This window comes from Sphingomonas aquatilis (assembly GCF_014196115.1).
GTDB lineage: Bacteria > Pseudomonadota > Alphaproteobacteria > Sphingomonadales > Sphingomonadaceae > Sphingomonas > Sphingomonas aquatilis.
Window position 1 is genome coordinate 153,830 of sequence record NZ_JACIDB010000004.1, and the last position, 21,567, is coordinate 175,396.

The 21,567-nt window shown below is 64.2% G+C and carries 40 protein-coding genes; 21 read left to right on the plus strand and 19 right to left on the minus strand.

Annotated features, from left to right (window positions below; translation table 11 throughout):
* Positions 1-162: 162 nt before the first annotated feature.
* The 13 genes from GGR47_RS11600 to GGR47_RS19385 form a co-directional block, all read right to left on the minus strand.
* A complete protein-coding gene (locus tag GGR47_RS11600) occupies positions 163-1,422 on the minus strand; it encodes a virulence-associated E family protein (protein WP_147035250.1) in 1,260 nt (419 codons plus the stop codon).
* A complete protein-coding gene (locus tag GGR47_RS11605; protein ID WP_147035251.1) occupies positions 1,403-1,771 on the minus strand; it encodes a hypothetical protein in 369 nt (122 codons plus the stop codon). Before GGR47_RS11605 ends, GGR47_RS11600 begins: the two co-directional genes overlap by 20 nt.
* Complete coding sequence (locus GGR47_RS11610; RefSeq protein WP_147035253.1) at positions 1,764-3,164, minus strand: DEAD/DEAH box helicase; 1,401 nt, start codon at positions 3,162-3,164, stop codon at positions 1,764-1,766. The genes GGR47_RS11605 and GGR47_RS11610 overlap by 8 nt, the downstream gene beginning before the upstream one ends.
* The gene (locus tag GGR47_RS11615; protein WP_147035255.1) at positions 3,161-3,499 is read right to left on the minus strand and encodes a hypothetical protein; all 339 of its coding nucleotides are present in this window, start codon (positions 3,497-3,499) and stop codon (positions 3,161-3,163) included. The genes GGR47_RS11610 and GGR47_RS11615 overlap by 4 nt, the downstream gene beginning before the upstream one ends.
* Entirely contained in the window at positions 3,496-3,663 is a 168-nt protein-coding gene (locus GGR47_RS11620) for a hypothetical protein (protein ID WP_167509699.1), read from the minus strand. The genes GGR47_RS11615 and GGR47_RS11620 overlap by 4 nt, the downstream gene beginning before the upstream one ends.
* Complete coding sequence (locus tag GGR47_RS11625; RefSeq protein ID WP_167509700.1) at positions 3,660-3,818, minus strand: hypothetical protein; 159 nt, start codon at positions 3,816-3,818, stop codon at positions 3,660-3,662. The genes GGR47_RS11620 and GGR47_RS11625 overlap by 4 nt, the downstream gene beginning before the upstream one ends.
* Positions 3,815-4,093, minus strand: coding sequence for a hypothetical protein (locus GGR47_RS11630; protein WP_147035257.1), 279 nt, complete (start codon positions 4,091-4,093; stop codon positions 3,815-3,817). Before GGR47_RS11630 ends, GGR47_RS11625 begins: the two co-directional genes overlap by 4 nt.
* Positions 4,090-4,311: a hypothetical protein gene (locus tag GGR47_RS11635; protein ID WP_147035259.1), complete on the minus strand. Its 222-nt coding sequence runs from the start codon at positions 4,309-4,311 to the stop codon at positions 4,090-4,092. The genes GGR47_RS11630 and GGR47_RS11635 overlap by 4 nt, the downstream gene beginning before the upstream one ends.
* The gene (locus tag GGR47_RS11640; RefSeq protein WP_167509701.1) at positions 4,308-4,472 is read right to left on the minus strand and encodes a hypothetical protein; all 165 of its coding nucleotides are present in this window, start codon (positions 4,470-4,472) and stop codon (positions 4,308-4,310) included. The genes GGR47_RS11635 and GGR47_RS11640 overlap by 4 nt, the downstream gene beginning before the upstream one ends.
* On the minus strand, positions 4,469-4,930 hold the full coding sequence (locus tag GGR47_RS11645) for a hypothetical protein (RefSeq protein WP_147035261.1): 462 nt from the start codon (positions 4,928-4,930) through the stop codon (positions 4,469-4,471). Before GGR47_RS11645 ends, GGR47_RS11640 begins: the two co-directional genes overlap by 4 nt.
* 115 nt (positions 4,931-5,045) lie before the next feature.
* Positions 5,046-5,345, minus strand: a complete 300-nt coding sequence (locus tag GGR47_RS11650; protein WP_147035263.1) for a hypothetical protein — start codon at positions 5,343-5,345, stop codon at positions 5,046-5,048.
* Positions 5,326-5,640, minus strand: coding sequence for a hypothetical protein (locus tag GGR47_RS11655; protein WP_147035265.1), 315 nt, complete (start codon positions 5,638-5,640; stop codon positions 5,326-5,328). The genes GGR47_RS11650 and GGR47_RS11655 overlap by 20 nt, the downstream gene beginning before the upstream one ends.
* A complete protein-coding gene (locus GGR47_RS19385) occupies positions 5,637-5,849 on the minus strand; it encodes a helix-turn-helix domain-containing protein (protein WP_147035266.1) in 213 nt (70 codons plus the stop codon). The genes GGR47_RS11655 and GGR47_RS19385 overlap by 4 nt, the downstream gene beginning before the upstream one ends.
* A 92-nt stretch (positions 5,850-5,941) precedes the next feature.
* Between GGR47_RS19385 and GGR47_RS11665 the strand changes: the two genes are divergently transcribed.
* The 21 genes from GGR47_RS11665 (at position 5,942) to GGR47_RS11760 (ending at position 15,487) form a co-directional block, all read left to right on the plus strand.
* Complete coding sequence (locus GGR47_RS11665) at positions 5,942-6,544, plus strand: helix-turn-helix domain-containing protein (RefSeq protein ID WP_167509702.1); 603 nt, start codon at positions 5,942-5,944, stop codon at positions 6,542-6,544.
* Positions 6,545-6,668: 124 nt separating this feature from the next.
* Positions 6,669-6,947: a hypothetical protein gene (locus tag GGR47_RS11670; RefSeq protein WP_147035270.1), complete on the plus strand. Its 279-nt coding sequence runs from the start codon at positions 6,669-6,671 to the stop codon at positions 6,945-6,947.
* Positions 6,944-7,258: a hypothetical protein gene (locus tag GGR47_RS11675; RefSeq protein ID WP_063685006.1), complete on the plus strand. Its 315-nt coding sequence runs from the start codon at positions 6,944-6,946 to the stop codon at positions 7,256-7,258. Before GGR47_RS11670 ends, GGR47_RS11675 begins: the two co-directional genes overlap by 4 nt.
* Entirely contained in the window at positions 7,255-7,563 is a 309-nt protein-coding gene (locus GGR47_RS11680; RefSeq protein ID WP_147035272.1) for a hypothetical protein, read from the plus strand. Before GGR47_RS11675 ends, GGR47_RS11680 begins: the two co-directional genes overlap by 4 nt.
* The gene (locus GGR47_RS11685) at positions 7,560-7,838 is read left to right on the plus strand and encodes a hypothetical protein (RefSeq protein ID WP_147035274.1); all 279 of its coding nucleotides are present in this window, start codon (positions 7,560-7,562) and stop codon (positions 7,836-7,838) included. The genes GGR47_RS11680 and GGR47_RS11685 overlap by 4 nt, the downstream gene beginning before the upstream one ends.
* Complete coding sequence (locus tag GGR47_RS11690; RefSeq protein ID WP_147035276.1) at positions 7,828-8,127, plus strand: hypothetical protein; 300 nt, start codon at positions 7,828-7,830, stop codon at positions 8,125-8,127. The genes GGR47_RS11685 and GGR47_RS11690 overlap by 11 nt, the downstream gene beginning before the upstream one ends.
* A gap of 1 nt (position 8,128) precedes the next feature.
* Complete coding sequence (locus tag GGR47_RS11695; protein ID WP_147035278.1) at positions 8,129-8,380, plus strand: hypothetical protein; 252 nt, start codon at positions 8,129-8,131, stop codon at positions 8,378-8,380.
* Entirely contained in the window at positions 8,380-8,550 is a 171-nt protein-coding gene (locus GGR47_RS11700; protein WP_167509703.1) for a hypothetical protein, read from the plus strand. The genes GGR47_RS11695 and GGR47_RS11700 overlap by 1 nt, the downstream gene beginning before the upstream one ends.
* On the plus strand, positions 8,547-9,491 hold the full coding sequence (locus GGR47_RS11705) for a PD-(D/E)XK nuclease-like domain-containing protein (RefSeq protein ID WP_167509704.1): 945 nt from the start codon (positions 8,547-8,549) through the stop codon (positions 9,489-9,491). Before GGR47_RS11700 ends, GGR47_RS11705 begins: the two co-directional genes overlap by 4 nt.
* Positions 9,488-9,835: a hypothetical protein gene (locus GGR47_RS11710; protein ID WP_147035281.1), complete on the plus strand. Its 348-nt coding sequence runs from the start codon at positions 9,488-9,490 to the stop codon at positions 9,833-9,835. The genes GGR47_RS11705 and GGR47_RS11710 overlap by 4 nt, the downstream gene beginning before the upstream one ends.
* A gap of 12 nt (positions 9,836-9,847) precedes the next feature.
* Positions 9,848-10,600 carry a hypothetical protein gene (locus GGR47_RS11715; RefSeq protein ID WP_147035283.1) on the plus strand — a complete coding sequence of 251 codons (753 nt, stop codon included), beginning with the start codon at positions 9,848-9,850 and terminating at the stop codon, positions 10,598-10,600.
* A gap of 96 nt (positions 10,601-10,696) precedes the next feature.
* Positions 10,697-11,512: a hypothetical protein gene (locus GGR47_RS11720; protein ID WP_147035285.1), complete on the plus strand. Its 816-nt coding sequence runs from the start codon at positions 10,697-10,699 to the stop codon at positions 11,510-11,512.
* Between the two features lie 29 nt (positions 11,513-11,541).
* A complete protein-coding gene (locus GGR47_RS11725) occupies positions 11,542-12,402 on the plus strand; it encodes a hypothetical protein (RefSeq protein ID WP_183949544.1) in 861 nt (286 codons plus the stop codon).
* Positions 12,399-12,575 carry a hypothetical protein gene (locus tag GGR47_RS11730; protein WP_167509705.1) on the plus strand — a complete coding sequence of 59 codons (177 nt, stop codon included), beginning with the start codon at positions 12,399-12,401 and terminating at the stop codon, positions 12,573-12,575. Before GGR47_RS11725 ends, GGR47_RS11730 begins: the two co-directional genes overlap by 4 nt.
* A complete protein-coding gene (locus tag GGR47_RS11735) occupies positions 12,575-12,838 on the plus strand; it encodes a hypothetical protein (RefSeq protein ID WP_147035289.1) in 264 nt (87 codons plus the stop codon). Before GGR47_RS11730 ends, GGR47_RS11735 begins: the two co-directional genes overlap by 1 nt.
* Complete coding sequence (locus tag GGR47_RS11740; protein WP_147035291.1) at positions 12,835-13,512, plus strand: HNH endonuclease signature motif containing protein; 678 nt, start codon at positions 12,835-12,837, stop codon at positions 13,510-13,512. The genes GGR47_RS11735 and GGR47_RS11740 overlap by 4 nt, the downstream gene beginning before the upstream one ends.
* Positions 13,502-13,834 (plus strand): hypothetical protein, encoded by a 333-nt coding sequence (locus GGR47_RS11745; RefSeq protein ID WP_147035292.1) that lies wholly within the window; start codon positions 13,502-13,504, stop codon positions 13,832-13,834. Before GGR47_RS11740 ends, GGR47_RS11745 begins: the two co-directional genes overlap by 11 nt.
* Complete coding sequence (locus tag GGR47_RS11750; protein WP_147035294.1) at positions 13,831-14,145, plus strand: hypothetical protein; 315 nt, start codon at positions 13,831-13,833, stop codon at positions 14,143-14,145. Before GGR47_RS11745 ends, GGR47_RS11750 begins: the two co-directional genes overlap by 4 nt.
* Positions 14,142-14,273 carry a hypothetical protein gene (locus GGR47_RS19290; protein WP_276509298.1) on the plus strand — a complete coding sequence of 44 codons (132 nt, stop codon included), beginning with the start codon at positions 14,142-14,144 and terminating at the stop codon, positions 14,271-14,273. The genes GGR47_RS11750 and GGR47_RS19290 overlap by 4 nt, the downstream gene beginning before the upstream one ends.
* Positions 14,266-14,496 (plus strand): hypothetical protein, encoded by a 231-nt coding sequence (locus GGR47_RS11755; protein WP_147035296.1) that lies wholly within the window; start codon positions 14,266-14,268, stop codon positions 14,494-14,496. The genes GGR47_RS19290 and GGR47_RS11755 overlap by 8 nt, the downstream gene beginning before the upstream one ends.
* The gene (locus GGR47_RS11760; protein ID WP_167509706.1) at positions 14,486-15,487 is read left to right on the plus strand and encodes a site-specific integrase; all 1,002 of its coding nucleotides are present in this window, start codon (positions 14,486-14,488) and stop codon (positions 15,485-15,487) included. Before GGR47_RS11755 ends, GGR47_RS11760 begins: the two co-directional genes overlap by 11 nt.
* A 33-nt stretch (positions 15,488-15,520) precedes the next feature.
* Here the strand turns inward: GGR47_RS11760 and GGR47_RS11765 are convergent, their stop codons facing one another.
* From GGR47_RS11765 to GGR47_RS11790, 6 genes are read right to left on the minus strand one after another with little or no spacing between them, the layout of a single operon-like run.
* Positions 15,521-16,792 carry an N-succinylarginine dihydrolase gene (locus tag GGR47_RS11765; RefSeq protein WP_147035300.1) on the minus strand — a complete coding sequence of 424 codons (1,272 nt, stop codon included), beginning with the start codon at positions 16,790-16,792 and terminating at the stop codon, positions 15,521-15,523.
* Positions 16,793-16,794: 2 nt separating this feature from the next.
* Positions 16,795-17,811: an arginine N-succinyltransferase gene (locus tag GGR47_RS11770; RefSeq protein ID WP_147035302.1), complete on the minus strand. Its 1,017-nt coding sequence runs from the start codon at positions 17,809-17,811 to the stop codon at positions 16,795-16,797.
* Positions 17,808-19,004 (minus strand): hydrolase, encoded by a 1,197-nt coding sequence (locus GGR47_RS11775; protein WP_147035304.1) that lies wholly within the window; start codon positions 19,002-19,004, stop codon positions 17,808-17,810. Before GGR47_RS11775 ends, GGR47_RS11770 begins: the two co-directional genes overlap by 4 nt.
* 51 nt (positions 19,005-19,055) lie before the next feature.
* A complete protein-coding gene (locus GGR47_RS11780) occupies positions 19,056-19,985 on the minus strand; it encodes a DUF481 domain-containing protein (RefSeq protein ID WP_147035306.1) in 930 nt (309 codons plus the stop codon).
* 49 nt (positions 19,986-20,034) lie between these two features.
* A complete protein-coding gene (locus tag GGR47_RS11785; protein WP_147035308.1) occupies positions 20,035-20,529 on the minus strand; it encodes an RNA pyrophosphohydrolase in 495 nt (164 codons plus the stop codon).
* Positions 20,526-21,533: an alpha/beta hydrolase gene (locus GGR47_RS11790; RefSeq protein WP_183949546.1), complete on the minus strand. Its 1,008-nt coding sequence runs from the start codon at positions 21,531-21,533 to the stop codon at positions 20,526-20,528. The genes GGR47_RS11785 and GGR47_RS11790 overlap by 4 nt, the downstream gene beginning before the upstream one ends.
* Positions 21,534-21,567 lie beyond the last annotated feature (34 nt).

The window sequence follows — 21,567 nt, forward strand, 5'->3', positions numbered from 1 at the left end:
GATAGTTATACCCTAGGTGTGTGAGGAGGGTATAAAAGGGGACTGAAACCCACAGGAAACGGCCATTTTTGGCCACACACACACCGTCTGTAATGGACGTGTGAGGACGCGTGAGCGTGTGAGGAATGACAGACCTCACCGGCATATGTGTGTGAGGCAGGATCACTTGCCCTGCTCCTGTCGCCGCCAAGCCCGAACACTCTTCCCGAGGTTCGCGTCCCACGCCGATTTATTCTCAAACCCGATCTCCCGCAGGCACCGGCAGACACGATCGCGCGTTTCCTTATTACGCTTCTCGTTCGGTATCCCTATCTCGCCCATGGCGATCATCGGGTCAGTGGTCGGCATGTCCCTCAGACGGTGCCGCAGGATTTCGGACCATGGATCGATGACGTTGCGCGTCTCACGGGCTTCGACAGCAAGCTTTTCCTGCTCCCGATCAAGCCACCAAGGCTCCTGCGCCTGGTATCGGACTACAGCCTCGGCCCATAGCTGATCGCGATGCTTTACGATCTCGTCGAGCCGGATCGCGGTGGCGAATACCGGCCAATACCGGCGGTTGCCGGTGCGATCCTTAAGGTATCCGCTCTCGTCAGGATTAAGCGTACCGATGAATATGCATTGGCGGTCGTGATTGGTTGACGACCGGGCATAGGGCAGCACGACGCTATCGGTACGGGTCGTGATGAGGCCCTTCACCGTGCTTTCGTCGGCGCGCAGAACTGCCGAAAATTCGGCAAGCTCGATCGCCCAGGCGCCCGTCATAAGCAGCACCATCTTATTGTGCTGCCGAAACAGATCGGTCGCATCGCGGGTATGCTCAGGCCCGAATAGCGCCTTGATCGCGGACGACTTGAGCAGGCCCTGATCGCCCTCGATCACCAGCACGGTGTCGAGTTGGCAGCCCGGATCGAAAATGCGCGCCACAGCCCCGATCAACACCTTGGGCGCGATAAGCTTGGTATAGGGATCGGATTGCACCCCAAGCAGCTCAGTCAGCCAGTGTTCGAGACGATCGGTGCCGTCCCATTTGAGCCCGCTCAGGTAATCATGGATCGGATGATAGCTGTGCTGGCGCGCGGCAAGGACGAGCGCTTCGCGTGCTTCTTGCTGCGTGGGCTTAAGGCCGTGACGCTGCATCCATTCGCGGACGTGCGTGTAATCCTCGTCGCGGATCGGGCGCGGCGTCGAGCTGTTGCGCCACGGGACGTTCCCAACCTCAATATTGAGCGAAAAGTCATTGTAGCGGATGTGGCCAGCGAGTTCGTCGTGATGCGTCAGCATCAGCCGAAAGTTGCCGATGTCCTTGTCGACGAGCTTCAGCCCATCGTCCTTGTAGACGAGGTGCGTCCGCCATTTCTCGGCCGGGTCATACGACCGGCCTGTCCGTATTTCACGGATTTTAGGCTGCAATGCGGTCACAGATCATTCCCAAAAGTTCGTCGACCGACCGGAACACGACGTAGATCCCGCCGCGCTTTTCCCATGCCGCCTGAAAGTTTTGCTGGTTCCGGCGCTGACGCCCGGTGCCGGTTTTCGCTTCGGCCGCGAGTGGCTTTCCGCCCACAAGCACCCCGATGATGTCCGCGCTGCCCGGCAGGCCAAACGATATGGGTCGAGCGCTGTCTAGGATCGTGCGGCCTGTCGCAGTGCGCGTGACGAACTTGCCAACCCAGCCCGCGCCGGTCTGATTATCCCAGGCGAGGTGACCCTGCTGCGACAAAGCGACGAGCGCCGATCGAACGAGTGTGGTGTGCGCGTTATTAGCCATGGGCACGTGCCCCGCCTTGCTGACGCGATGACCAACGGTGATATGCCCAGCCCGGTTTGTAGCCGGCGATGCGGGCAATCTTTTGAAAGTCGCTCAGCGACTGCGCGTCCCGCATCATCCGGCCAACCTCGAATTTGCGGGCCAGATCATTCAGCACGGCATCGCGGCTGATCTCGGCAAGCTCGCCATCAGCATATTCAGGCTGACGGTTCTTCACCTCGTAGATGTGTCCGCATGACGGGCAGTTAGGTAAGATCGGGTGGACAGCGAAGCATTCGGGGCATGTCTTGACCCGCAGTTCGTCATCGGACACCGCGCCCTTTTTCTTCTTCTTGACGCCTTCCAGGCTCCATTCCCGGTCATCGTCTGGAAAGCCGTGCATGGCCGTGCCGCTGACGTGATCCAGGATGATCGCGTGATCCTTACCCGGTGAAGGGCGCAGCACTCGGCCGATCTGCTGGATCCAAAGCGAGAGGCTTTTCGTCGGGCGCAGGCAGATGCAGGCCTCGATCGCGGGAAGGTCGAATCCCTCAGACACAAGGTCGACGCTGGCAAGGATCAGCGTTTCGCCGCGCTCGAACCGGCCCAGAGCCGCGGCACGCTCGGCCTGACCCATCTTGCCGTCGACGCGCTCCGCGGTAACATTGGCGGCGCGGAACTGCTCAACGACATGCTCGGCATGCGCCAGGCTGACGCAGAACACGACGGCGCGCTTGCCAGCCGCCAGTTTGTGCCAGTGGAGTATCGCGTCACCGACGACTTTGGGCTTGTCGACCAGTTCCTCAATATCGTGCTTGTTGTAATCGCCGGACACGGTGCGCGCGCTGGTCACGTCAACCGTTGTCGGCGCGAAAATCTTGAACTTCGACAGGAAGCCCCGGTCGATCAGCTCGGCGACGCGCGGGCCATTGACAATCGTGTCGAACTGCTCGGACAGACCTTTGCCATCGAGGCGGCAGGGTGTGGCCGAAAGACCGACAGTCCACCGCGGCCGGATGAAATTGAGGACGTCGGCAAACGTCTTGCTGACCGCGTGATGTGCCTCGTCGACGACAGCCATGTCATATGTCTTGAGGGCATCCAGCCGGCGAGCTACGGTTTGGATCGACGCGACATGCACCTGATGGTGCGGGTTGAATGGCTGGCCCGCTTGGATCGTGCCATGATCGATCCCGAGTTTGTCGAACGCGCCGCAGGTTTGCCGCAGCAGCTCGACGCGGTGCGTCAGGAAAATAATCCGCCGGCCCTTGTTCGCGGCGCCGCCCACCATGGACGCGGAAAGCAGCGTCTTACCGGCTCCTGTCGGCGCTTGGATCAGCGCTCGCGGATGCTTGGCCAGCGCATGGCCGGCGCGTTCGATAAGATCGCGCTGATAATCACGAAGCTCGATCATGCCTGCGACCTCCGCATCATGTCAGCGGCGAAGATCAGAGATTCGACCGCAACGCGCATGAAGGCGAGCTGGCGGGTGTCTACGCCGGCAAGTGCAGCGAGGGTGGAGATGCGAGCAGCTTCGGCCAGGATGGGTTCGGCCTCCGGGCCACAGCGACGAAGCGCCGAACAGGCGCGATCCCGCAGCGCCATCAGCTCGACGCGCGTGTTGATCGTGAACTCGTCACTGTTCGGGTAATGGATGGTGATGGAACGACGATAGGCATCCGCAAGCGCCGGGTCGGGGCGGATCGGAATGACCTTTGCCGTTTCGGTTGTCTTGCGGAGCGCGGTCACATCGCACCCCCATGCAGGATAACCCGCGTCTCGGCCGGCAACCGCGCGATCGATACCGCAACGTCACTGACAGACCAGCCATCGCGGTATCGCTTCCAAGCGATCAGCTGTTCGGCCAGCAGCACGGGTTGCCGTGCGCGATAGGAGGGTGTCCCGCTGCTCATCGGATCTTCCTCGCAAATGCCGCCAGCGTTTCGTCATCCGCGATCGTCAGCGTCATCAGCGCCGTCATGACGCGCGGGTTGGTCGTGAGGCCGGCGATGGCCTTGGCCGCGTCGCGGACGATCTTCGCCTGAGCTTCGGTGGTGTGGGCGCTCATGACGACACCGCGCCAGCAGCAAGGCGTCCCCACTTTCCGAGGGCTGCCGAACGCGACTTGCCGAGTCTGCGGCCCGCCTCGCTGATCGAGACGCCCGACTTGACCATCGTCATCAGATGGCGCTCTTCGCGTGCGGTCCACCGGTCACGCACTTGCGGAGGGCGCTTGGCATCGACGTTCTTGATCGCCTCTTCCAGCTTCAGGCTTTCGGGAAGCGTAAGCGCGCGCGTGCGGCTGATTGCGTCAAGCTCGTCATGAATGCTTTGCCAGCTCATGCGGCAACCTCACCATGGTACAGGTAGCCCTTGGACGCCGGACCGCTCAGGTCGCTCTCAATCAGGTGTTCGGGATGCTCTTCACGCAGATAGTGAATCTGCACGATCACATTCCGGTGGCTGCCCTTGCCGCCAATCGCCTCATTGATCTGGCGCGACGTTATCCAACCGCGCGCTTGCTTCATGGCGCGGATGATCTCGTATTGCTGGCGCGTCATGCCCGGCTCTCCCGGCCACGCTTGGCAGCTTCACGGTGCTTGACGTAGGAGATGATTCCCGCGCTGTTGCGGCGGGCTTCGACCATTGCGGCCAGTGCGCGCCGGGCGGCTTCACGACGACGGCGCTGCGCCATCTCGTCCAGCATGGTGAAAATGCTCATGCGGCACCTCGCAGCATATCCGCCTCGTGGACGATCGCCTGAACCGCCGGCAGATGCGGGCGCAGCAGGGTTGCGATGGCCAACGTCTCGTTGTGATCGCGCACGCCGTCAGACAGCGCTTCGACCAGCTCCCCCATGGCACCGATGACGCCGGCCGCGGTGGCCAGATCATTTGCGGCCTTGCTATGCAGCGGACATAGCCGGAAGCCGTAACCCGCCAACAATTCGTCCAAGGCAGTTGGATCGACCGAGAGGCTGTTCAGCGCGGTATGCAGTTCCGGCGTCGTGCGCTGCGCCAAAGCATTGCCGATGGTGTTTTCAGACACGTCAAGCGCATCGGCCAGCACACCCTTACCGTGCGTGGCGATGATGCGTGCCCAGCCTGCCGACAGTAGGGCCGCAACGCGACCTTTCGGCAGAACAGGTTTTTGTCCCAAGATGTTTGCGCGGGTGGCCATTATTCGACACTCCCATGAGATTGAACGTCACCCCGGACCCGCTCCCCCTCGCCGTGCTGGCGGTCGTCGGTCGTGGGCGGGATGACGGCGCACCAGGCGGCGATGGTAAGGGCGATCATGCTGCCTGCTCCCCGAACAAGGAGCGCTTGCGCGGCAACTGCTCAGCGCTACCGTCTGGCGCGCAATGGCTTGGCTGGAGAATCGCGTGCAAGACGACTGGAAAACCGAAATGGCTGGCGCAGTCCTGGCTTTCCGCATGGTGCTTTCGCAGCTTATCGCCAATCGGCTCATCACCGATCCGGCGCCGCGATTTGCCGCCGATGCCGCGCACAAAGGCATCGTTCGTCAGATGCGCACACACGTTCCGACGCCGACCGCCGAAATGGAAGACGTGGTCAACCGTGCTGAGGTGCATCTTGCCCTCCTATTTGAACAAATTCAGCAGCTTCTGCCCGCAGCCGGAGCAGACCAGCCGCGCCCGAACTAGCTTCGCTTGGCGAGGGAAGCGGCCAATGGAACGGGTTGCCGGGCTCGTCGTAATCCGCGCGAAAGGCCGGCTCGAAGTCGATTTCCTCAACCGTTCCGGGATACATCCAGATACCGGCGAACGACTTGAAGGCCTTTGCGACCGTGTAAGGTTTACCGTCGCGCTCGTCGCAAACGAACATCACCTCGTTCACGCGCGCATCGGCGATGGCTTGCCATCTCATGCCCGGACCCCCTCGGTGGGGCGGGCGCGGCGGGTGGCCATTGCGGCGCGAAGCTCCAGCGCTTCAAGCGACAGCTCGTACCGTTTGTCGGAACGATCCTCGTTCTCAGCGCGGGATACCGCAGCTTGACTGATCCCCAGTTTGCCGGCGAGGTCTGTCTGCGACAGGCCAAGGTCGCGGCGCCGGTCCGCAAGAGAGCGATGTGCCATGCGACGGATATATACGTATGCGTATAGATACGCAAGCAGTAATATGCGCGGGCGGATTGGAGTTTGCGCCTAGTCGGACATATGCGCGCGGCATGACGACTCCCCTTGCCGATCGCATTAAGCTCCTGCGTCAAAGCCGCGGCGAAACGCAGACCGAATTTGGATTTGTAATCGGCGCTACCCAAGCCACCGTGGCGAGGTGGGAAGGCGGATCTGCGCCGAAGCATGATGCGCTGGTGCGGCTCGCGCAGTTGGCGAACGTCACCGTCGAAGAGTTCCTAAGCACGGCGATGCGGGCGGATGGAACGGGAGACGTTCAAATCGTTGGATATGTTGGCGCCGGTGCTGCTATATATCCCTTCGATGATATGGCGCATGGCGATGGTTTCGGCACCGTCGAGCGGCCCCCGTTTGTACGTGGGAAGGCCGTTGCGGTGGAGGTGAGAGGGGATAGCCTCATTCCGGTGGCCGAGGACGGCTGGCGGCTCATCTACGCAGGCGAGCAGACCGTCCTGGAGGATGAGGTCCTGAATTGCCTATGCGTTGTCAAACTGGTCGACGGTCGGACGCTTGTTAAACGAGTGATCCGTGGATCGAAGCCCCGCCGTTACCACCTGGTCAGCACCAATGCTCCGCTGATCGAAGACGCCGAAATCGAGTGGGCTGCGAAGGTAAAGGCGATTATCCCGGCCTGACGGCTATCGAATAATCGCGAATAAAAAATACGCGAGCGGATAAAAACCGCTTGCAGCTATACGCATACGTATATATAACGTCCCCAACGCCGCGGCTTTCCGCTTGCGGCATTGGAGCGACGACATGGCACAGGCCAGTTTTGAGGAATACCTCGACAAGGTTGCAGCAGATAACGATCTGACCAGCATCGCGCTCGGCCGCATGCAGGTTGGCGACCGCATCGTCCGTACCGCGACCGTTCACTATGCAGGCCACGCCCGAGACGGCATCGGTTGCTCGTCGGGAAGCAGCGACACCAGCGTCCGCGAGGCGCTTGCACGGGCCATCGAGAAAGCTGCCGAGAACCGCACGCCGATCGCATACTTGCCGTGCGCCGTGCCCGCGCTGGAGCAGGCAGCATGATCTCGTTCGAGACAGCTCGCGACTTGGCCTACGCGTATCGCGAGGTCGAGACTGCCGATAAGCTGCTGGCAGAGCTGGCAGAGGCCAAGACGCGCTACAAGGCGCCTGACATTCGCGACGCGTTCGGTCGTCAGCAGGACGGCCTACAGCTGGGCGTGCCAAGCGGCGACAGCAGCCGGCGCATGTACAATGTGGCCTGGGAGCTGGCCGTTCCAATCGTTGAGGCCCATCGCGCCGCATCGAACGCCAAGATCGCCGCGCTGTGCCAGAAGGCGATGGCCGAAATGCACACTCCGCAGGTGTCCGCATGACCCCCCGCACCCCCATCACCGGGGAAGAGGTGGGCAAGTACCAGCCGCTCGTCTGGCAGCTCGTCACCGACGAGCTGGGTTACGGCAGCATTCACGAGACGGATGAAGACGGCAAGCCGGGTGATCTGGTAGCCGATGTGTTCGGCGAGCATGTCAACCTGCTTGTGTCGGCGCCTCGCCTGCTGAAGGCACTGACTGCGCTCTTGTCGGTCGCCGGTACGCCGATCACGGCAAGCCAAGCTGCGATCTTCGCTGAGGCCCGCTCAGCCGCCACAGCCGCCCGTCAGCAGGGGGAAGGGAAGTGAGGGTAACTCGCACCATCCAGATCAATGATCTGACGCCGGGTGAACTCGCTGACCTGTTCACCGAGTTTGACGAGTACGGACAGGCTCAGTTTTTCGAGCGCGTGTGGGAGATTGCGAAGGCATGGCCGGGCGCCGGGTGGTGTCAGCAATCGTTCTCGATAGCCCGGCAGGCCAGCCCTGCGGCTCGTGAGGCAATCCGTGTCCTCGCGTCTCACCTGCCCCCGGAAGACTTCGCGTACATCGCGGCCGCTCAGGAGCAATCCCATGAAGCATGACGCGAACCTACAGCGCATTGCGACCGAACGCGCCATTGAGGGCAGCGTCAAGTCGCTGTCCGTGACGCGCCAGATCGGCCTGATCCAGCGTATCGTTGAGGCGAAGGACTTCGCCAACTTTGACCAGGACGCGCTCGACAAGCTGGACAACGTTCTGTGCGAGCTGATGCGCCAGTCGATCAGCGACGACCACGCCGAGGATAACGCCCTTCACGGCGCCGAAGTGTCAGCCCTGTCCGGCCCTTACGGCATGGCGACCCGCATTTACCACACCGCAGGAGGCCGCTGAGATGGGCGTCGCCTTTCCGACCGCTGACATTCTGCGAGCCGCTCGTGACGCCTACCGGGCGCCGGATGCACCTGCGAACGAGTTCAGCACGATCGAGGAATACTGGCGCGATCCGGCTCCGTTCGAAGCCGCCAAGGTGGCTGGGCAGGCACAGGTCAACGCGCTGTTCGCAGATCACGAGGCGAAGTGCCGGGCTGAGCGTGAAGCGCGCTGGGCCGCCGAGGAAGCCGTCGCAAACCAAGGAGTAAACTGATGCTCTACCAAGCCAATCACTTCGAAGGCGTCCGCCATGCGACGCGGCAGGATCATCTGCTGCCCGTTGAGCGCGTCGAATACCCCGTCGCGCCCTACGAGCTGTGGGCATTGGCAGCGATCTTCCTCGTCGCGGTGCCGACGATCGTTGGCCTGTGGTGGCTGTCGTGAACGCGCCTCTCATCACCACGGCCGGTGCGTACCAGGATATCAGCAACGAGGACTATCACGGCCGGGAAATCTGCCCATCGCCGTCGATCAGCTCGACCGGGCTGAAGAAGCTGGTGGGCGGCGCGTTCCAGGCCAAAGGCTGCACCCCGCGGCACTATTGGGAGGGTTCGCCGCTCAACCCGAACCGCAAGCCACAGGAGCAGACCGACGCGCTACGGCTGGGGTCGGCTTTTCATGACGCGCTGCTACTGCCTGAGCGGTGGCAGGACCGGAACTGCTATCACGTCACACCGGAAGGCTTCAGCCGCGCCAAGAGCAAGGCAATGGCCGGCGAGATCGCCGATGCCGATGCGGCGGAAGCAGCAGGATGCACGATAGTTAGCGCGGAAGAGCGTGACCAGATCGACGCCATGGTGAAGGCCATGCGCGATCACCCGACGTGCGATGCGCTGATGTCCGACGGACGACCCGAGGTGACGCTGGCATGGCAGGATGCCGAAACGGGTGTGTGGCTGCGCTGCCGTCCGGATTGGCTGCGCGACAACCTGTCGTGTGGGATCAACGTCAAGACAGCGGCCGATGCGTCGCAGACGGGCTTTCAGGCCGACGTGACCAAGTACCGCTACTTCATGTCGGCCGCGTTGGAATTGGACGGCATCGAAGCAGTGCTTGGCAAGCGCCCGCCACTCTACGTTCACCCAGTGGTCGAGAAGCCCGGCAAAGGCTGGGAGCAGGGCGATTATCTGCCCGTGGCGCTGTGGACGCTGAGCGACGAGGATCTGGAATACGGGCGGGCACTCAACCGCCGCGCGATCCGCACCTTCGCAGACTGCCTGAGCGCCGACCGCTGGCCCGGCTACGCTGACGAGCCAGCCGTGTGCGGTGTTAGCGGCTGGGCCCGCCGTGAAATCGATCAACTCATTGAGAAGGAAGCCGCATGATCGACATGCAAGACGCACGGGACAAGCTAGCCGATGCGCTGTGGTGGATGCGTGGTTTTGCCGCAGCCGCTGAGGGGCGCGGCACTGAGCGCGACATCGCCGCCAAGTTATCAGATGTTCATGCGTATCTTGGGGATGTTCAGAACGGGCGGCTTCGTAGGCTAGGCGAAGAGACGGCCATCGTCCTCACGTTCGCTGAGTTTGAAAGGCTGGTTGACGCCGCGCGCGTCCCAGATGCTCGCGAAATCACCAGCGCCAAACAGACCATCGAAGCTGTCTTGGCGGAATACCGACGCGAGGATGAGCAAGCGCGCCGCAGCCGCAACGATCAAATCCCTTTTTAAGGATAGCAGACCATGGCCACCGCAATCACCGCCGCAGAACAGCCCGCCCCCCGCAAGGTCGTCGTCGCCTCCGGGCAGAAACTCGCCGCCTTCGTGCCGACGACGCTGGAGGAAGCGTGGAAGCTGTCGGGCGCACTCGCGGCATCCGGCATGACGCCTAAGGCCTACGGGCAAGACCAGAACAAGATCATGGTCGGCATCATGGCCGGCGCCGAGGTCGGGCTGACGCCTTTTGCCGCGCTCCAGTCGATCGCCGTCATCGGCAACAACCCCTCACTGTGGGGCGACGGCGCGCTGGCGCTGGTGCAGGCGTCCGGCTTCTTGGAAGACATGGAAGAGACGGACGACGGCCAGATCGCGACGTGCCGCCTCAACCGCGTCGGCCGCTCTACGCCGATCGTGCGCAGCTTCAGCATGGAGGATGCGAAGAAAGCGGGCCTCGCCGGCAAGAGCGGTCCGTGGACGCAATATCCCGCCCGCATGCGTCAGATGCGCGCGCGTGCCTTCGCCCTGCGCGATGGCTTCAGCGACGTGCTGAAAGGCCTGCATATTGCCGAAGAGACGCGCGACTACCAGCCCATGAGCGGCATGCCTACGGTGCAGGCACAGCCCCTCTCTGCCGCCGCCCTGCTGGGCCATGCCGAGCCCCAGGCCAACGATGGCACGCTGTCTGACGATAACCCGAGCGCGCAGGAAGGGCCGGCCGACGAGGACCGCGGCGAGCGCATCACGGACGACCTGATCGCCGGCATGGGCGAACGCTGATGCACATCTGCGACGCGCGCACCGAACAGAACCCAACCGACTGCGCCTCCTGCTGCAAGATCATCGCGGCGGTCGAGGCCAAGTGGAGCCATCCCCATGCCCGCTAACCAAAGCACGCCAGAGGTCACGTTCGATATCCGGCGCAATCCTGAATCGATCTGGCTCTCTCCGATCTGCGACGACACTGCCGATCATGGCGACGGTCGCACTTGGGCATCGCCTGCACCGGAAGAGGTGTGCGAAGACCCGGAATGCGGCGAGCCCTGGGTCCGGTATGTCCGCGAGGATTTGGCTTCCCCGGCACGCGGGGGAGATGAACTGCGGGCCACCGCGCAATTCCTTTCCGATCGGCTGGACGATCTGGAATGGATGGACGGGGATCTGGAAAGCACGTTGCGCGACTTCATGGGTCACGTCGATCCTGCACACGCTCGCCTGAAATCCGCCCTCGCGTCTACCGACATGGCCGGTGCGGGGGACGTGGATGCGGCGATTGCGGTCGTTCGCGCGCACGCGACCCGCATCGGCGTCCCATCTATCACGATTGCCGCGGATCACCTTGCCAGCGTCGGCAAACCGATCGTCAATGCGGGGCAGGGCGAGCCATGCGACTTCTACCTCGGCGATTGCGTGCGGTGCGGGAAGCGAGCCGATCGCGATAATCAGCTCGAGCCGTGCGCCCGTCCGCGCCGTTCCGCCCCACAGGTGGAGGGGCTGACGAGCGAACGCCGCGACGATTACCGCGGCTGGCAGATCGAACATAACCCGCCACCCATTCCTACTCGTGCGTTTGACTGGACCGCAACCCACCCCAGCTTCGACGGCGAAGGCGACACCCGGCAAGTGTGGGGTGCGACCTGGGACGCCGTGCGCGCTGAAATTGACACTTGGCACGAGGAAAACGCAGCATGACGCCCGCACTCCACCCCGAAACCGAGAAGATGATCGACGCCTTCGCCCGGTCGCTGAAGGTGAAACTCGCCCGCGCGGAGGCGAAGTACGGCTATTCCGACAACTGGCGCACCGACGACTGGGAGGCCGACTGTCAATGCGATCTGGCGAAGCATGTCGCCAAAGGCGATCCGCTCGACGTTGCGGCATACGCGGCGTTCTGCTGGGCGCGGGGATATCGAACATCGCCTGTGGAGGGGCTGACGAGCGGGGAGGGGGAAGCTGACGCGGACCTGATCGCAGGCGTGAAGCGGGCGTTGCAGAACCCCGATGGTGAACATGACGGCTGGACGGATGCCGGCCTGAAGGACGTGTTTTTCCGCTGGCCCACCATCGTCCATGCGATCAACGCGGCCCTCGCCACGTCCCCCAAGGCCACCGCGACCGCGAGCGTGCGGGAGTGCGGTGCGGCACCCGATCACGCCGACATCATGGAGACGATTGAGAACGCGGCCGACGACTGGCAGACGAAGGGCTACACGTCGGCACTGGCCGAGGTGCGAGATATGGCGAATGTCGGGCGCGCGCTCATGGAGGCATTGCCAGAGGGCTATCACTACATGAACTACCCGTCCGAAATCGTGTCGGACCTGCAAAATCAAATATCCGACCTTCAGACGTTCGGGATCACGGACAGCGGTACCGCGACCGCGAGCGTGCGGGAACGCGCCAAGGACAAGGCGATCGGCCTGATCCGTGACCTTGTGGTCGAGTTGGAGACTTGGGAGCCGGAGTTGCTCGATGTGCTGCGCCTCACACCGCAAGCCAAGCTGTTGCGGGAATGGATTGCCAAGCCTGCCTCCCTCACGGACAGCGGTACTGCCGCCACCATCGGGGGAGAGCGGGCGTGAGCGGGCTGGACGAAGCACAAGACGCGCTTGACCGCATGAAGCGGGCGTATCAGCGCGGCACAGGCTGTCACCTGACCGCCGAAATGATCGCCGCGCTAAATTGCTCGATCGTCGGCCAGATGTGGGATGAGGAACGCCCCGCCACCATCGGCCAGCAGGACGGGGGGAAGTGATGAAGAACAAGCTATCCGACTTGAACGATCACCTGTTCGCTCAGATCGAGCGCCTGGGCGATGAGGAATTGACCGACGAGCAGATCGAAAAGGAAGCCAAGCGCGCCGACGCGATCGTGTCAGTAGCCGATCAGATCATCAAAAACGCGGACTTGCAGTTGAAGGCTGCGACCCTGCTTGCGGGTCATGGCTACCATTTCGCGCCGCACCTTGCGAACATCGCGCCCGATGCTGCCCCGCGCCAAATCGGTGACGGCAAATGAAAGGCTCGTGGATCCCCTACACCGCCGAGGAACTGGCGTGGATCGAGGCGCGCAAGACCGATCCACGGCATGAAACACATGCGGCGTTCTGTCGGCACTTTGGGCGCAATGACGTGTCCCTTCAGAACCTCAACGCCCTGTGCAAACGGAACGGCTGGCTGACCGGCAGGACTGGGCAATTCAACCCCGGCGATGTTCCCGTGAACAAGGGTAAGCGGATGCCGTACCACCCGAATAGCGCAGCCACCCGGTTTCAGAAAGGCTCCCGCACCGGTCGGGCGAATGCGCTCTACAAGCCTATTGGAACCGAGCGAATCACCGAAGACGGTTACCGCGAGCGCAAGATGCACGATGGGCTGCCGATGCAATCCCGCTGGCAGCTTGTTCAACGTATCGAGTGGGAAGCGGCAAACGGGCCGATACCGGACGGATACGCCCTCAAGTGCCTGGATGGCGACAAACAGAACTGCGCGCCTTCGAATTGGGAGGCGATCCCGCGCGGAGTGCTAGCAAGGCTGAACGGCGGTAGGCACCGTAAGACGCTGCCCTATGACGCCGCGCCCGATGAATTGAAGCCGCTGGTGATGAACGTAGCCAAACTGAAGCACCAGCTACATGTCGCACGCACATCGCCGCATGACCCCTCCATCCGGGACACGCCCAATGGACAATGAGGAACTAAAGACCCGCGAGATCGCGCAAGGAGACGTGCTGCACAGCATGGTCTTCGAACTGCTCAATGCGATGAAGCTGGCGACGACCCCGTACATGTCGATGGTAGACGACCCGCGCGATGCCATGTCCGCCGTCATGTCGGCTGCGTCGATGCTGGCAGGGGCTCAGTTCGGCAGCCTGATGGTGTTGGGCGCGGTCAGTCCGCAGGATACCCGCCGAGCCGTTGAAGCCGCCGGCCGAAACTTCCGCGAGGGCATCAAGATCGGTCAGTCCCAGGCTGCGCGGATTGAGCGGGAAGCAAACATCGGAGGCCGCGCATGACGCCCATGACGCCCGACGTGCCCGCGATCTGCGCTTCCCTCACGAAGGCGCAGAAGGCCGCTGTGCTGTGGATGCGCGAAGATGGGAAACCTCGTACCCATGATAAGGATGCGCCCCGAGAGGTTAGCTTCTGGGCCATCCGCAACCGGCTAGAGGGCGACCCTGAACAGCAAGTCGCCCGGACCTATTCGCTATGCAGGCGAGGCGATGGTGAGCGCCGCAAGGGACGGGTGTGGCCTGATACGACTTGGCGCCTCACCCCGCTTGGCCTCGCCGTCCGCGCCCACCTCCTGAAGGAGAAGCAGCCATGATGCCGCAGTATGACGCGCCACGCATGCCGGATGCCGTAGCCAAGGTGCAGCCGCCCCGCGATCATCCCGAATGGGAGCGACGGTTGCTGGAACAGCTGGATAAGGTGAAGGGGAGGGGGCATGGCTGAGGCACCCGATTGGCCGCGCATGATGAAGCGCACGACTGCTGCCCGGTATTGCGACCTCGCGCCCGCCAAGTTCACGCAGGAGGTTGCCGCTGGCCGTCTACCGCTACCGGTCAAGCTCGGCGGGGAAGACCACTGGTTCCGCGATGCTGTAGACGAGGATCTACGGCGCATTGCTGGCGCCGCAACAGATTGGCGAAAGGATCAGCCGGGCCTTGCTGCCTAAGTACGTCAAGCGCGTCCGCTCGAAGGGCAAGGACTATTACTACTTCGACACCGGCAAACTGGTGGACGGGAAGAAAGTCTACGTCCGGCTGCCGGCGCTGCGATCCTCGGACTTCGGCGGTAGCTACGCCACCCTTATGGGTCACCGCACGCGCAACGCTGGCGTGACGGTTGATCTAATGCGCGTGCCGAAGCTGGTTGGCCTGTATGAGAAAAGCCCGGCGTACCGTGCGCTGAAACCCGCCTCGAAGAAGCGCTATGACATTTACCTCCGAAAGCTAGAGAGACTGCTTCCTACCGCTCCGGTGGTCGAAATCACCAAGGGCGACATGCGAAAGCTGGTCGACGGGATGGCGGATAAGCCCGGCGCGGCAAATGCATTCCTCGCGACTTCATCAGCTTTGTTCACCTGGGCGATCGGCAACGAGTATATGGCCAAGAACCCATGCGACGGCATCCCGAAGTTCAAGATGGGCGAACATCAGCCGTGGCCCCCGCATATCCTGCGCGCCGCGCTGAAAACCGATGACGACACAATCCGTCTGGTCGCCCACCTGCTATACTATACTGCTCAGCGGATCGGCGATGTTCTGCGCATGGCGTGGAGCGATATCTATGATGATCGGGTCGCCGTCGCACAGGAAAAGACCGAGAAGAAGCTGCGCATCCGCCTGCACGGCGCGCTGAAGGTTGAGCTGGCCAAACACCCGCGGGCAGGACTGCTCATTTGCGTTGATGCCGCTGGCGCTCCGCTGAAACGCGACACCGTGTCGAAGTGGCTGTCCGAATATACCGCCGAGCTAGGCCATCGCTGCGTGCCTCATGGCCTGCGCAAGAACGCCGTTATCGCCCTTTTGGAGGCAGGCTGCCCCACAGGCGAGATCGCGGCGGTATCGGGTCAGTCTCTCCAGATGGTCGAGCATTACGCGAAGCAGCGCGATCAGGAACGGCTCGCAGATGCGGCCATTTTGCGTTGGGAGAACAAGCCGTGATTCTTCAAACCGAGGAAAACCGCGTCGATTTTGCTAGCTTTTCTGCGGGTTCGTGTTACCCGTCAAGTAACCCGACAGGTCGAGCGCCTCCAGCAGCCGAGCGTGCGCGGTTTCGACGTCCCGGACCAGCGCCGCATTCCCCAGCGCCGCCGGATCGATCGCCTCGGGCCACCAGCGCCGCACCACTCCTTCGATCGCATCCAGCTTTGCCGCATCGACCAGGAAACGCGGATCGACCGTCGCCGGGTCGGCGACCACGCGGAGCCGTAGGCATGCCGGCCCACCGCCGTTCGCCATCGACTGCGTGACGTCGACCGTCTCGACCCGGCGGATCGGCCCGTTGCCGGCCTGATGTCGCTCCAGCCAGCCCCAGACGGCGGCATTGGCGCGCGCCTCCATCGGCACAACCAGCGTCGGCCCGTCCGCCGTCGTGACGAGTTGGGCATTGAACAGATAGGAGGCGATGGCATCGGCCAGGCTCACCTCGCTGGCCGGCACCTCGACGATTTCCACCTCGGGCAGCAGGCGGCGCAGGTCGGCGTAGAAGCCGTCCTTGTCGGCAAAGGCCAATTCGTGCGCGAACAGCACGCGTTCGTTGGCGACCGCGACGACGTCGTTGTGGAACGCGCCCGCTGCCACGGCCTCCACCGATTGCTGCACGAACAGCGTCCGCTCGGGCGACAGGCGGTGCGCGCGCGCGATCGCCTCGCTGGCCGTCTGATGCTGGCGCGCGGGGAAGGGGCCGCCGGGCACCGTATAGACGAACACCTCGACGCCCGGCGCATCATGGCTCGCGCACAGCCGCATATGGTTGGCCGCGCCCTCGTCGCCGAACGGCACGGGCATGGGCCCGTGCACCGCAAAGGCGTCGTGCGCGAAGGCGGTGCGTAGCTGTGCCAGCGTCTCGGGCCATTCATGGCTGCGATGCGGCATCGTCATCAGATTAGCGACCAACAGATGGCAGCGGCCATCCGCCGTGTCCGGCGCGGGCGAGACGGTGGCGGCATTGGCCGCCCACATCGCCGACGCCGACATCGCCTGCGCCTGCAACAGGGCAGGGGCGCTCGCATAATCGGTCGACAGGCTCGCGAGCCAGCGATGGTCCGGCCGGCGATGCGGCAGCAGCACGCCCTGGCGCAGGCCTAGCGCCAGATTGCGTCGCATCTTGTCGAGGCCCTGCAAGGCCGCCGCGCGCGGCTGCGACACCTGACCCGCATGCGCGGTCGCGGCGAGATTGCCTGCCGACAGGCCGGCGTAATTGTGGCTCGGCCCGACGATCCCGTCGAAGTTGATTTCGGTCAGCATGCTCACCACCGCGATGCGAACAGGACGCGATCGTCGGGCTGCACGCCCAGCACCTTCGCGCAATCAGACGACAGCACCACGCCGTCGCCGACCATACGGACATGGCCGAAGGCGCAGCGGAAGTCCTGCAGCCGGCCCGCGGCGACCAGCGCCTCGTCCCCGCCATCGTCGTCGATCGCGATCACCGGGCAGTCGCGTGCGCTCTCGATCGTGCGCACCCGGTCGGTCCGCGCGGTCATCGTCGGTCCGCCATCGAAAATGTCGATGTAGTTTTCATAATGAAAACCCTCATTCTCCAACATGCGCATCGCCGCCCGGCCGCTCGGATGCGGCAGGCCGATCACCGCGCGCGCCGCTTCGGATAGCATCGCGGTATAGATCGGATGCTTGGGCATCAGGTCGGCGATGAATTGGTGGCCGTGCGTCGCATTGAACTGGTCGGCGTCCTGGAAATTCATGCCGAAGAAGCGACCTGCCAGACCGTCCCAGAACGGGGATCCACCCGCCTCGTCGATGATCCCGCGCAGTTCGGCGAGGATACGATCGGCGAAGCGCGCCCGGTGCGCGCGGATGAACAGATAGCGGCTGCGTGCCAGCAACAGGCCGAGCCCGCCCGCGCGCTCCCCCGGATGTAGGAACAGCCCACCGACCTCGCACGCGCCCTCCAGATCGGTGGTCAGCGCCAGCATTTCCGCGCGAAACGTGCGCTGCAGCTCCTTGCTGTGCTGCGTCAGCGTGCCCAGGCGATAGCTGTAGAAAGGGTGTTTCTGCCCCACCTGCGTGAACAGCTGACAGGTGCCGCGGACCTCGCCCGTCTCGCCATTCTCCAGCATCAGGACGAACAGCTCGTCAGTGATCGACCCATCCTCGCGCGCGAACGCCTCGCCGCTGCGGTCCAGCTTCGTGCGCAGTGCCTTGCGGTCGGGGGGCAGGTTGGTGAACCCTCCGCCGGTCAGCTTCGCCATTTCATAGAGATGCTGCAGATCGTCGGCGCGTGCGGCCCGAATGCGAAAGGTCATGGCCGTCCCCGCTGTACGATACGACTGATGGTGAGCGCCGACAGCGCCGCGCGCTCGGCGAGGCTGTCGACGATCATGAATTCGTCCGCCGAATGGATCGCGCCTCCGCGCACGCCCATCGTGTCGACCACCGGCACGCCGGCCGCGGCGATGTTGTTGCCGTCGCACACGCCCCCGGTGGCGCGCCAGCCGATGCTGAGGCCCAGGTCCGCGCCGGCGTCCGCGACGCAGGCGAACAGGCGTTCGGCACCAGCGTCGATCGGCTTGGGCGGGCGATTGAAGCGGCCATGCACCTCGATCCGTACGTCATGCGCCGCGGCGACGGCGGCGACGCTGTCGTCGATCGCCGCCTGCGCCCGTGGGATCGCATCCGCGGCGGCAGGGCGGAAGTTGACGCGCAGGATGGCGAGGTCCGGCACCACGTTGTTCGGTCCACCGCCATCGATCCGCGCCGGATTGACCGACAGGCCCGGACCGCCCGCCTCCGCCAGTCGTACCGCCAGCGCGGCAGCGGCGACGATCGCGTTGCGCCCCTCTTCGGGGTTGCGCCCCGCATGCGCGCTTCGCCCGCGGATCACGATGGAAAAATTGCCCGTGCCGCCGCGCGCACCGGCCAGTGTCCCATCGGCGAGCGCCGGCTCGTAGGTCAGCGCCGCGACCGCCCCGCGTGCCGCCGTCGCAAGCAACCCTGCGGACGAGAGCGATCCCGTTTCCTCGTCCGAATTGATGACGACGTCATAGCCGAAGCCATCGGCGCCTTCCGCCTCCACGGCGATCAGCGCAGCGAGCATCACGGCAAGCCCGCCCTTCATATCCGCCGTACCCGGCCCGTTGATCGTGCCGTCGTCGCGGTGGGTCAGCGTCTGAAACGGATGATCGACGGGATAGACCGTATCCATATGCCCGGTGAACAGCATACGGACCGGCGCCTCGGGCCGCACCCGCAGGTGCAGGTGATGGCCATGCGCCAGCGCGGCGACCGAGCCGTCCGCCGCGACCGCCTCGACCGGCTCCGGCTCGACCATCGCGATCTCGCCGGGCAGCACCGCAAAGGCATTGGCAAGCAGTGCGGCCATGTGCCCGACGCCGGCCAGGTTGCGCGTGCCGCTGTTCACCGCCGCCCAGCGCTCGACCTGCGCCAGCATCGCCACCTGGTCGATCCGCTCGACCAAGGCGCGTTCGTGGTTCGACATCCCTCTCATACCTGGGAGGCTAGTCGAATATGGTCTCCGATGAAACCAGGTTCAGAACGTATAGACCAGCGACGCCCGGCCGATCGTGTCGGTATTCTTGGACTTCACCGGCGGTTCGCTTTCATATTGGACATTATACGAAAACGCCGCGGACAGCGGCCCGATCAGCTTCGCATTCAGCGCGCTCGTGCCGCTCAGCGTCGAATTGGCGCTCTGCACGTAGGCGGAGGCGTTCTGCGTCAACGACAGGCCGGGCAGCACGCGCCAGTTGAACGCCAGCGTCCCGCGCGCGGCGATATTGCTCTGCCGGGTTTCGTCGGTGAAATGCGTCTGCCGGAACGCCGGGCCGAGCTCGACGTCGAGCCGCACCTTGGGGCTCTTGATCGCGCTATAGCCCGCACCCGCCGACGCCGAATAGCGGTTGTAATAGCCCAGGAACCGGTCCGATTCATATTGCGCGGCGCCATAGGCATACAGGCGGTCGTTGATCTTGTAGTTCGGTTCGTAGCTCGCGAGGTAATGTTCGCGCGTCGTGACGTTGGCGTTTTCCTGATAATCCGCCTGCACGTGGAATTTGTGGCGCCATTGCAGCCCTTCGCGCGTCAGGTCGAGGATCGCCGATCCGCCCTTGCTGTCGGTATTGCCGGTGGTGATGTAACCGCCCAGCTCCGCCCGGCCACTCCACAGGTCGAACATGCTCGCCTGCCTGATCGTGGTCTGCCGCGCCTGCGCTTGGTCGGTGCGCCACTTCTGCGCGATGGCGAGCACCGCATCGGCGCTCGCCGGATCGGCCAGCCGCGCGTATTTGACCACGACCGACACGTCGCCGTCGTTGCCGCTTTCGATCGCGGCATCCAGCATCGATCGGATCGCCGCGGGGATCGGCACCTTGGTGTCGTCCGGCTGGCCGCCATCGGCGACCGGCGCATTGGCGATCAGCAGGGGGGCAAGGCACAGCGAAAGGAGCAAGGTAGCGCGCACATCCGGCGCTCTAGCCGTTCGTCGTGCGTCTGACACCCCCCAACGCAGGTCAGCGCGGGCCCACTGCGGCGAGATGAGGCGCGAATGCGGCGAGCACGTCCTCGTACAGCGCACGCTTGAACGGCACGATCATCGTCGGCAGGTCGGCGGGGTCGCTCCATCGCCAGGCGCGAAACTCCTGATGCTCGGTCGCGATATCGATGTCGCGGTCCTCGCCCAGGAAGCGGAACAGGAACCAGCGTTGCCGCTGCCCGCGCCACTTGCCCTTCCACACCTTGCCGATCATGTCCGGCGGCAGGTCGTACAGAAAATCCTGCGGCGCCTCGACGATCAGCTCGACATGGTGCGGCGCGACGCCCGTCTCCTCACCCAGTTCGCGCACCGCGGCGTCATAGGCCTCTTCGCCCGGATCGATCCCGCCCTGCGGCATCTGCCACGCCTCCAGCGTCGTATCGATCCGCTGCCCGACGAAGACCTTGCCGTCGCGGTTCAGCAGCATCACGCCGGCACAGGGGCGATAGGGCAGGGCGCTGGGATCAGTCATCGTACGGCCTCCTGTCCTGCGGCCTGCGCCATGACGCGCGCCGCCTCCGCCTCCACGATCACGTCCTTCAGCGCCGCCAGATAGCCGGCGACGTCCCCCTGGCTCGACGGGATCGCCTTGCGCAGCGTGATGAAGCCATGGACGGTCCCCACCGCCTCGCGGAACACCACCGGTATGCCAGCCTGCACCAACGCGGCGGCATAGGCCCGGCCCTGATCGCGGATCGGGTCCAGGCTGGCGGTGACGATCACCGCGGGTGGCAGGCCCTCCAGCCGGCCGAGCAGCGGCGATCCGCGGCTATGCGCGATGTCGGCGGCATAGGCGTCAACGAACCACAGCATCGTGTCGCGCGTCAGCAGATAGCCGTCGGCAAACTGGTCGAACGACGGATAGGGTCGCGACGAATCGGCCGCCGGATAGATCGGCGCCTGGACGATCACCGGCACTGCCGCCGGCCGGTCGCGCAGGTCCATCGCCGCGACGATCGTCAGCGTGCCGCCCGCGCTGTCGCCGCACAGGATCAGCCCGGTAACGCTGCGCCCCAGTTCCGCCGGGCTCTCCGCCACCCAACGCGCCGCCGCCTCGCAATCGTCGGGCGCGGCGGGCCAGCGATGTTCGGGCGCCAGCCGATAGTTGACCGAGACGACCGGCACGTCGAGCACGCGCGCCATCTCGGCGCAGAAGCCCGCATGCGTGTCGATATTGCCGATCACGAAGCCGCCACCGTGGTAGAAGACCAGCACCGGCCCCGGCTGGCGGGTCTCGCGCGCGTCGAACAGCCGCGCGGGGATGGTGCCGCCGGGGCCAGGGATCGACAGGTCGCGGATCACCGCCAACTCGCCCACCGGCAGATCGGCGACGTCCTTCATCGCTGTGAACACCTGCCGGGCCGCCTCAGGCGTCATCTGGTGCGTGCGCGGCCCCGGCATCGCGTTCAGATAGTCCAGGAATCCGCGCACGTCCGGCCGGACGTAGGGAGTGGGGTCGGCGGTCGCTTCGGTCATTCGGCTCTCTCCGGCGGGCACCGCTTGGGGCGGC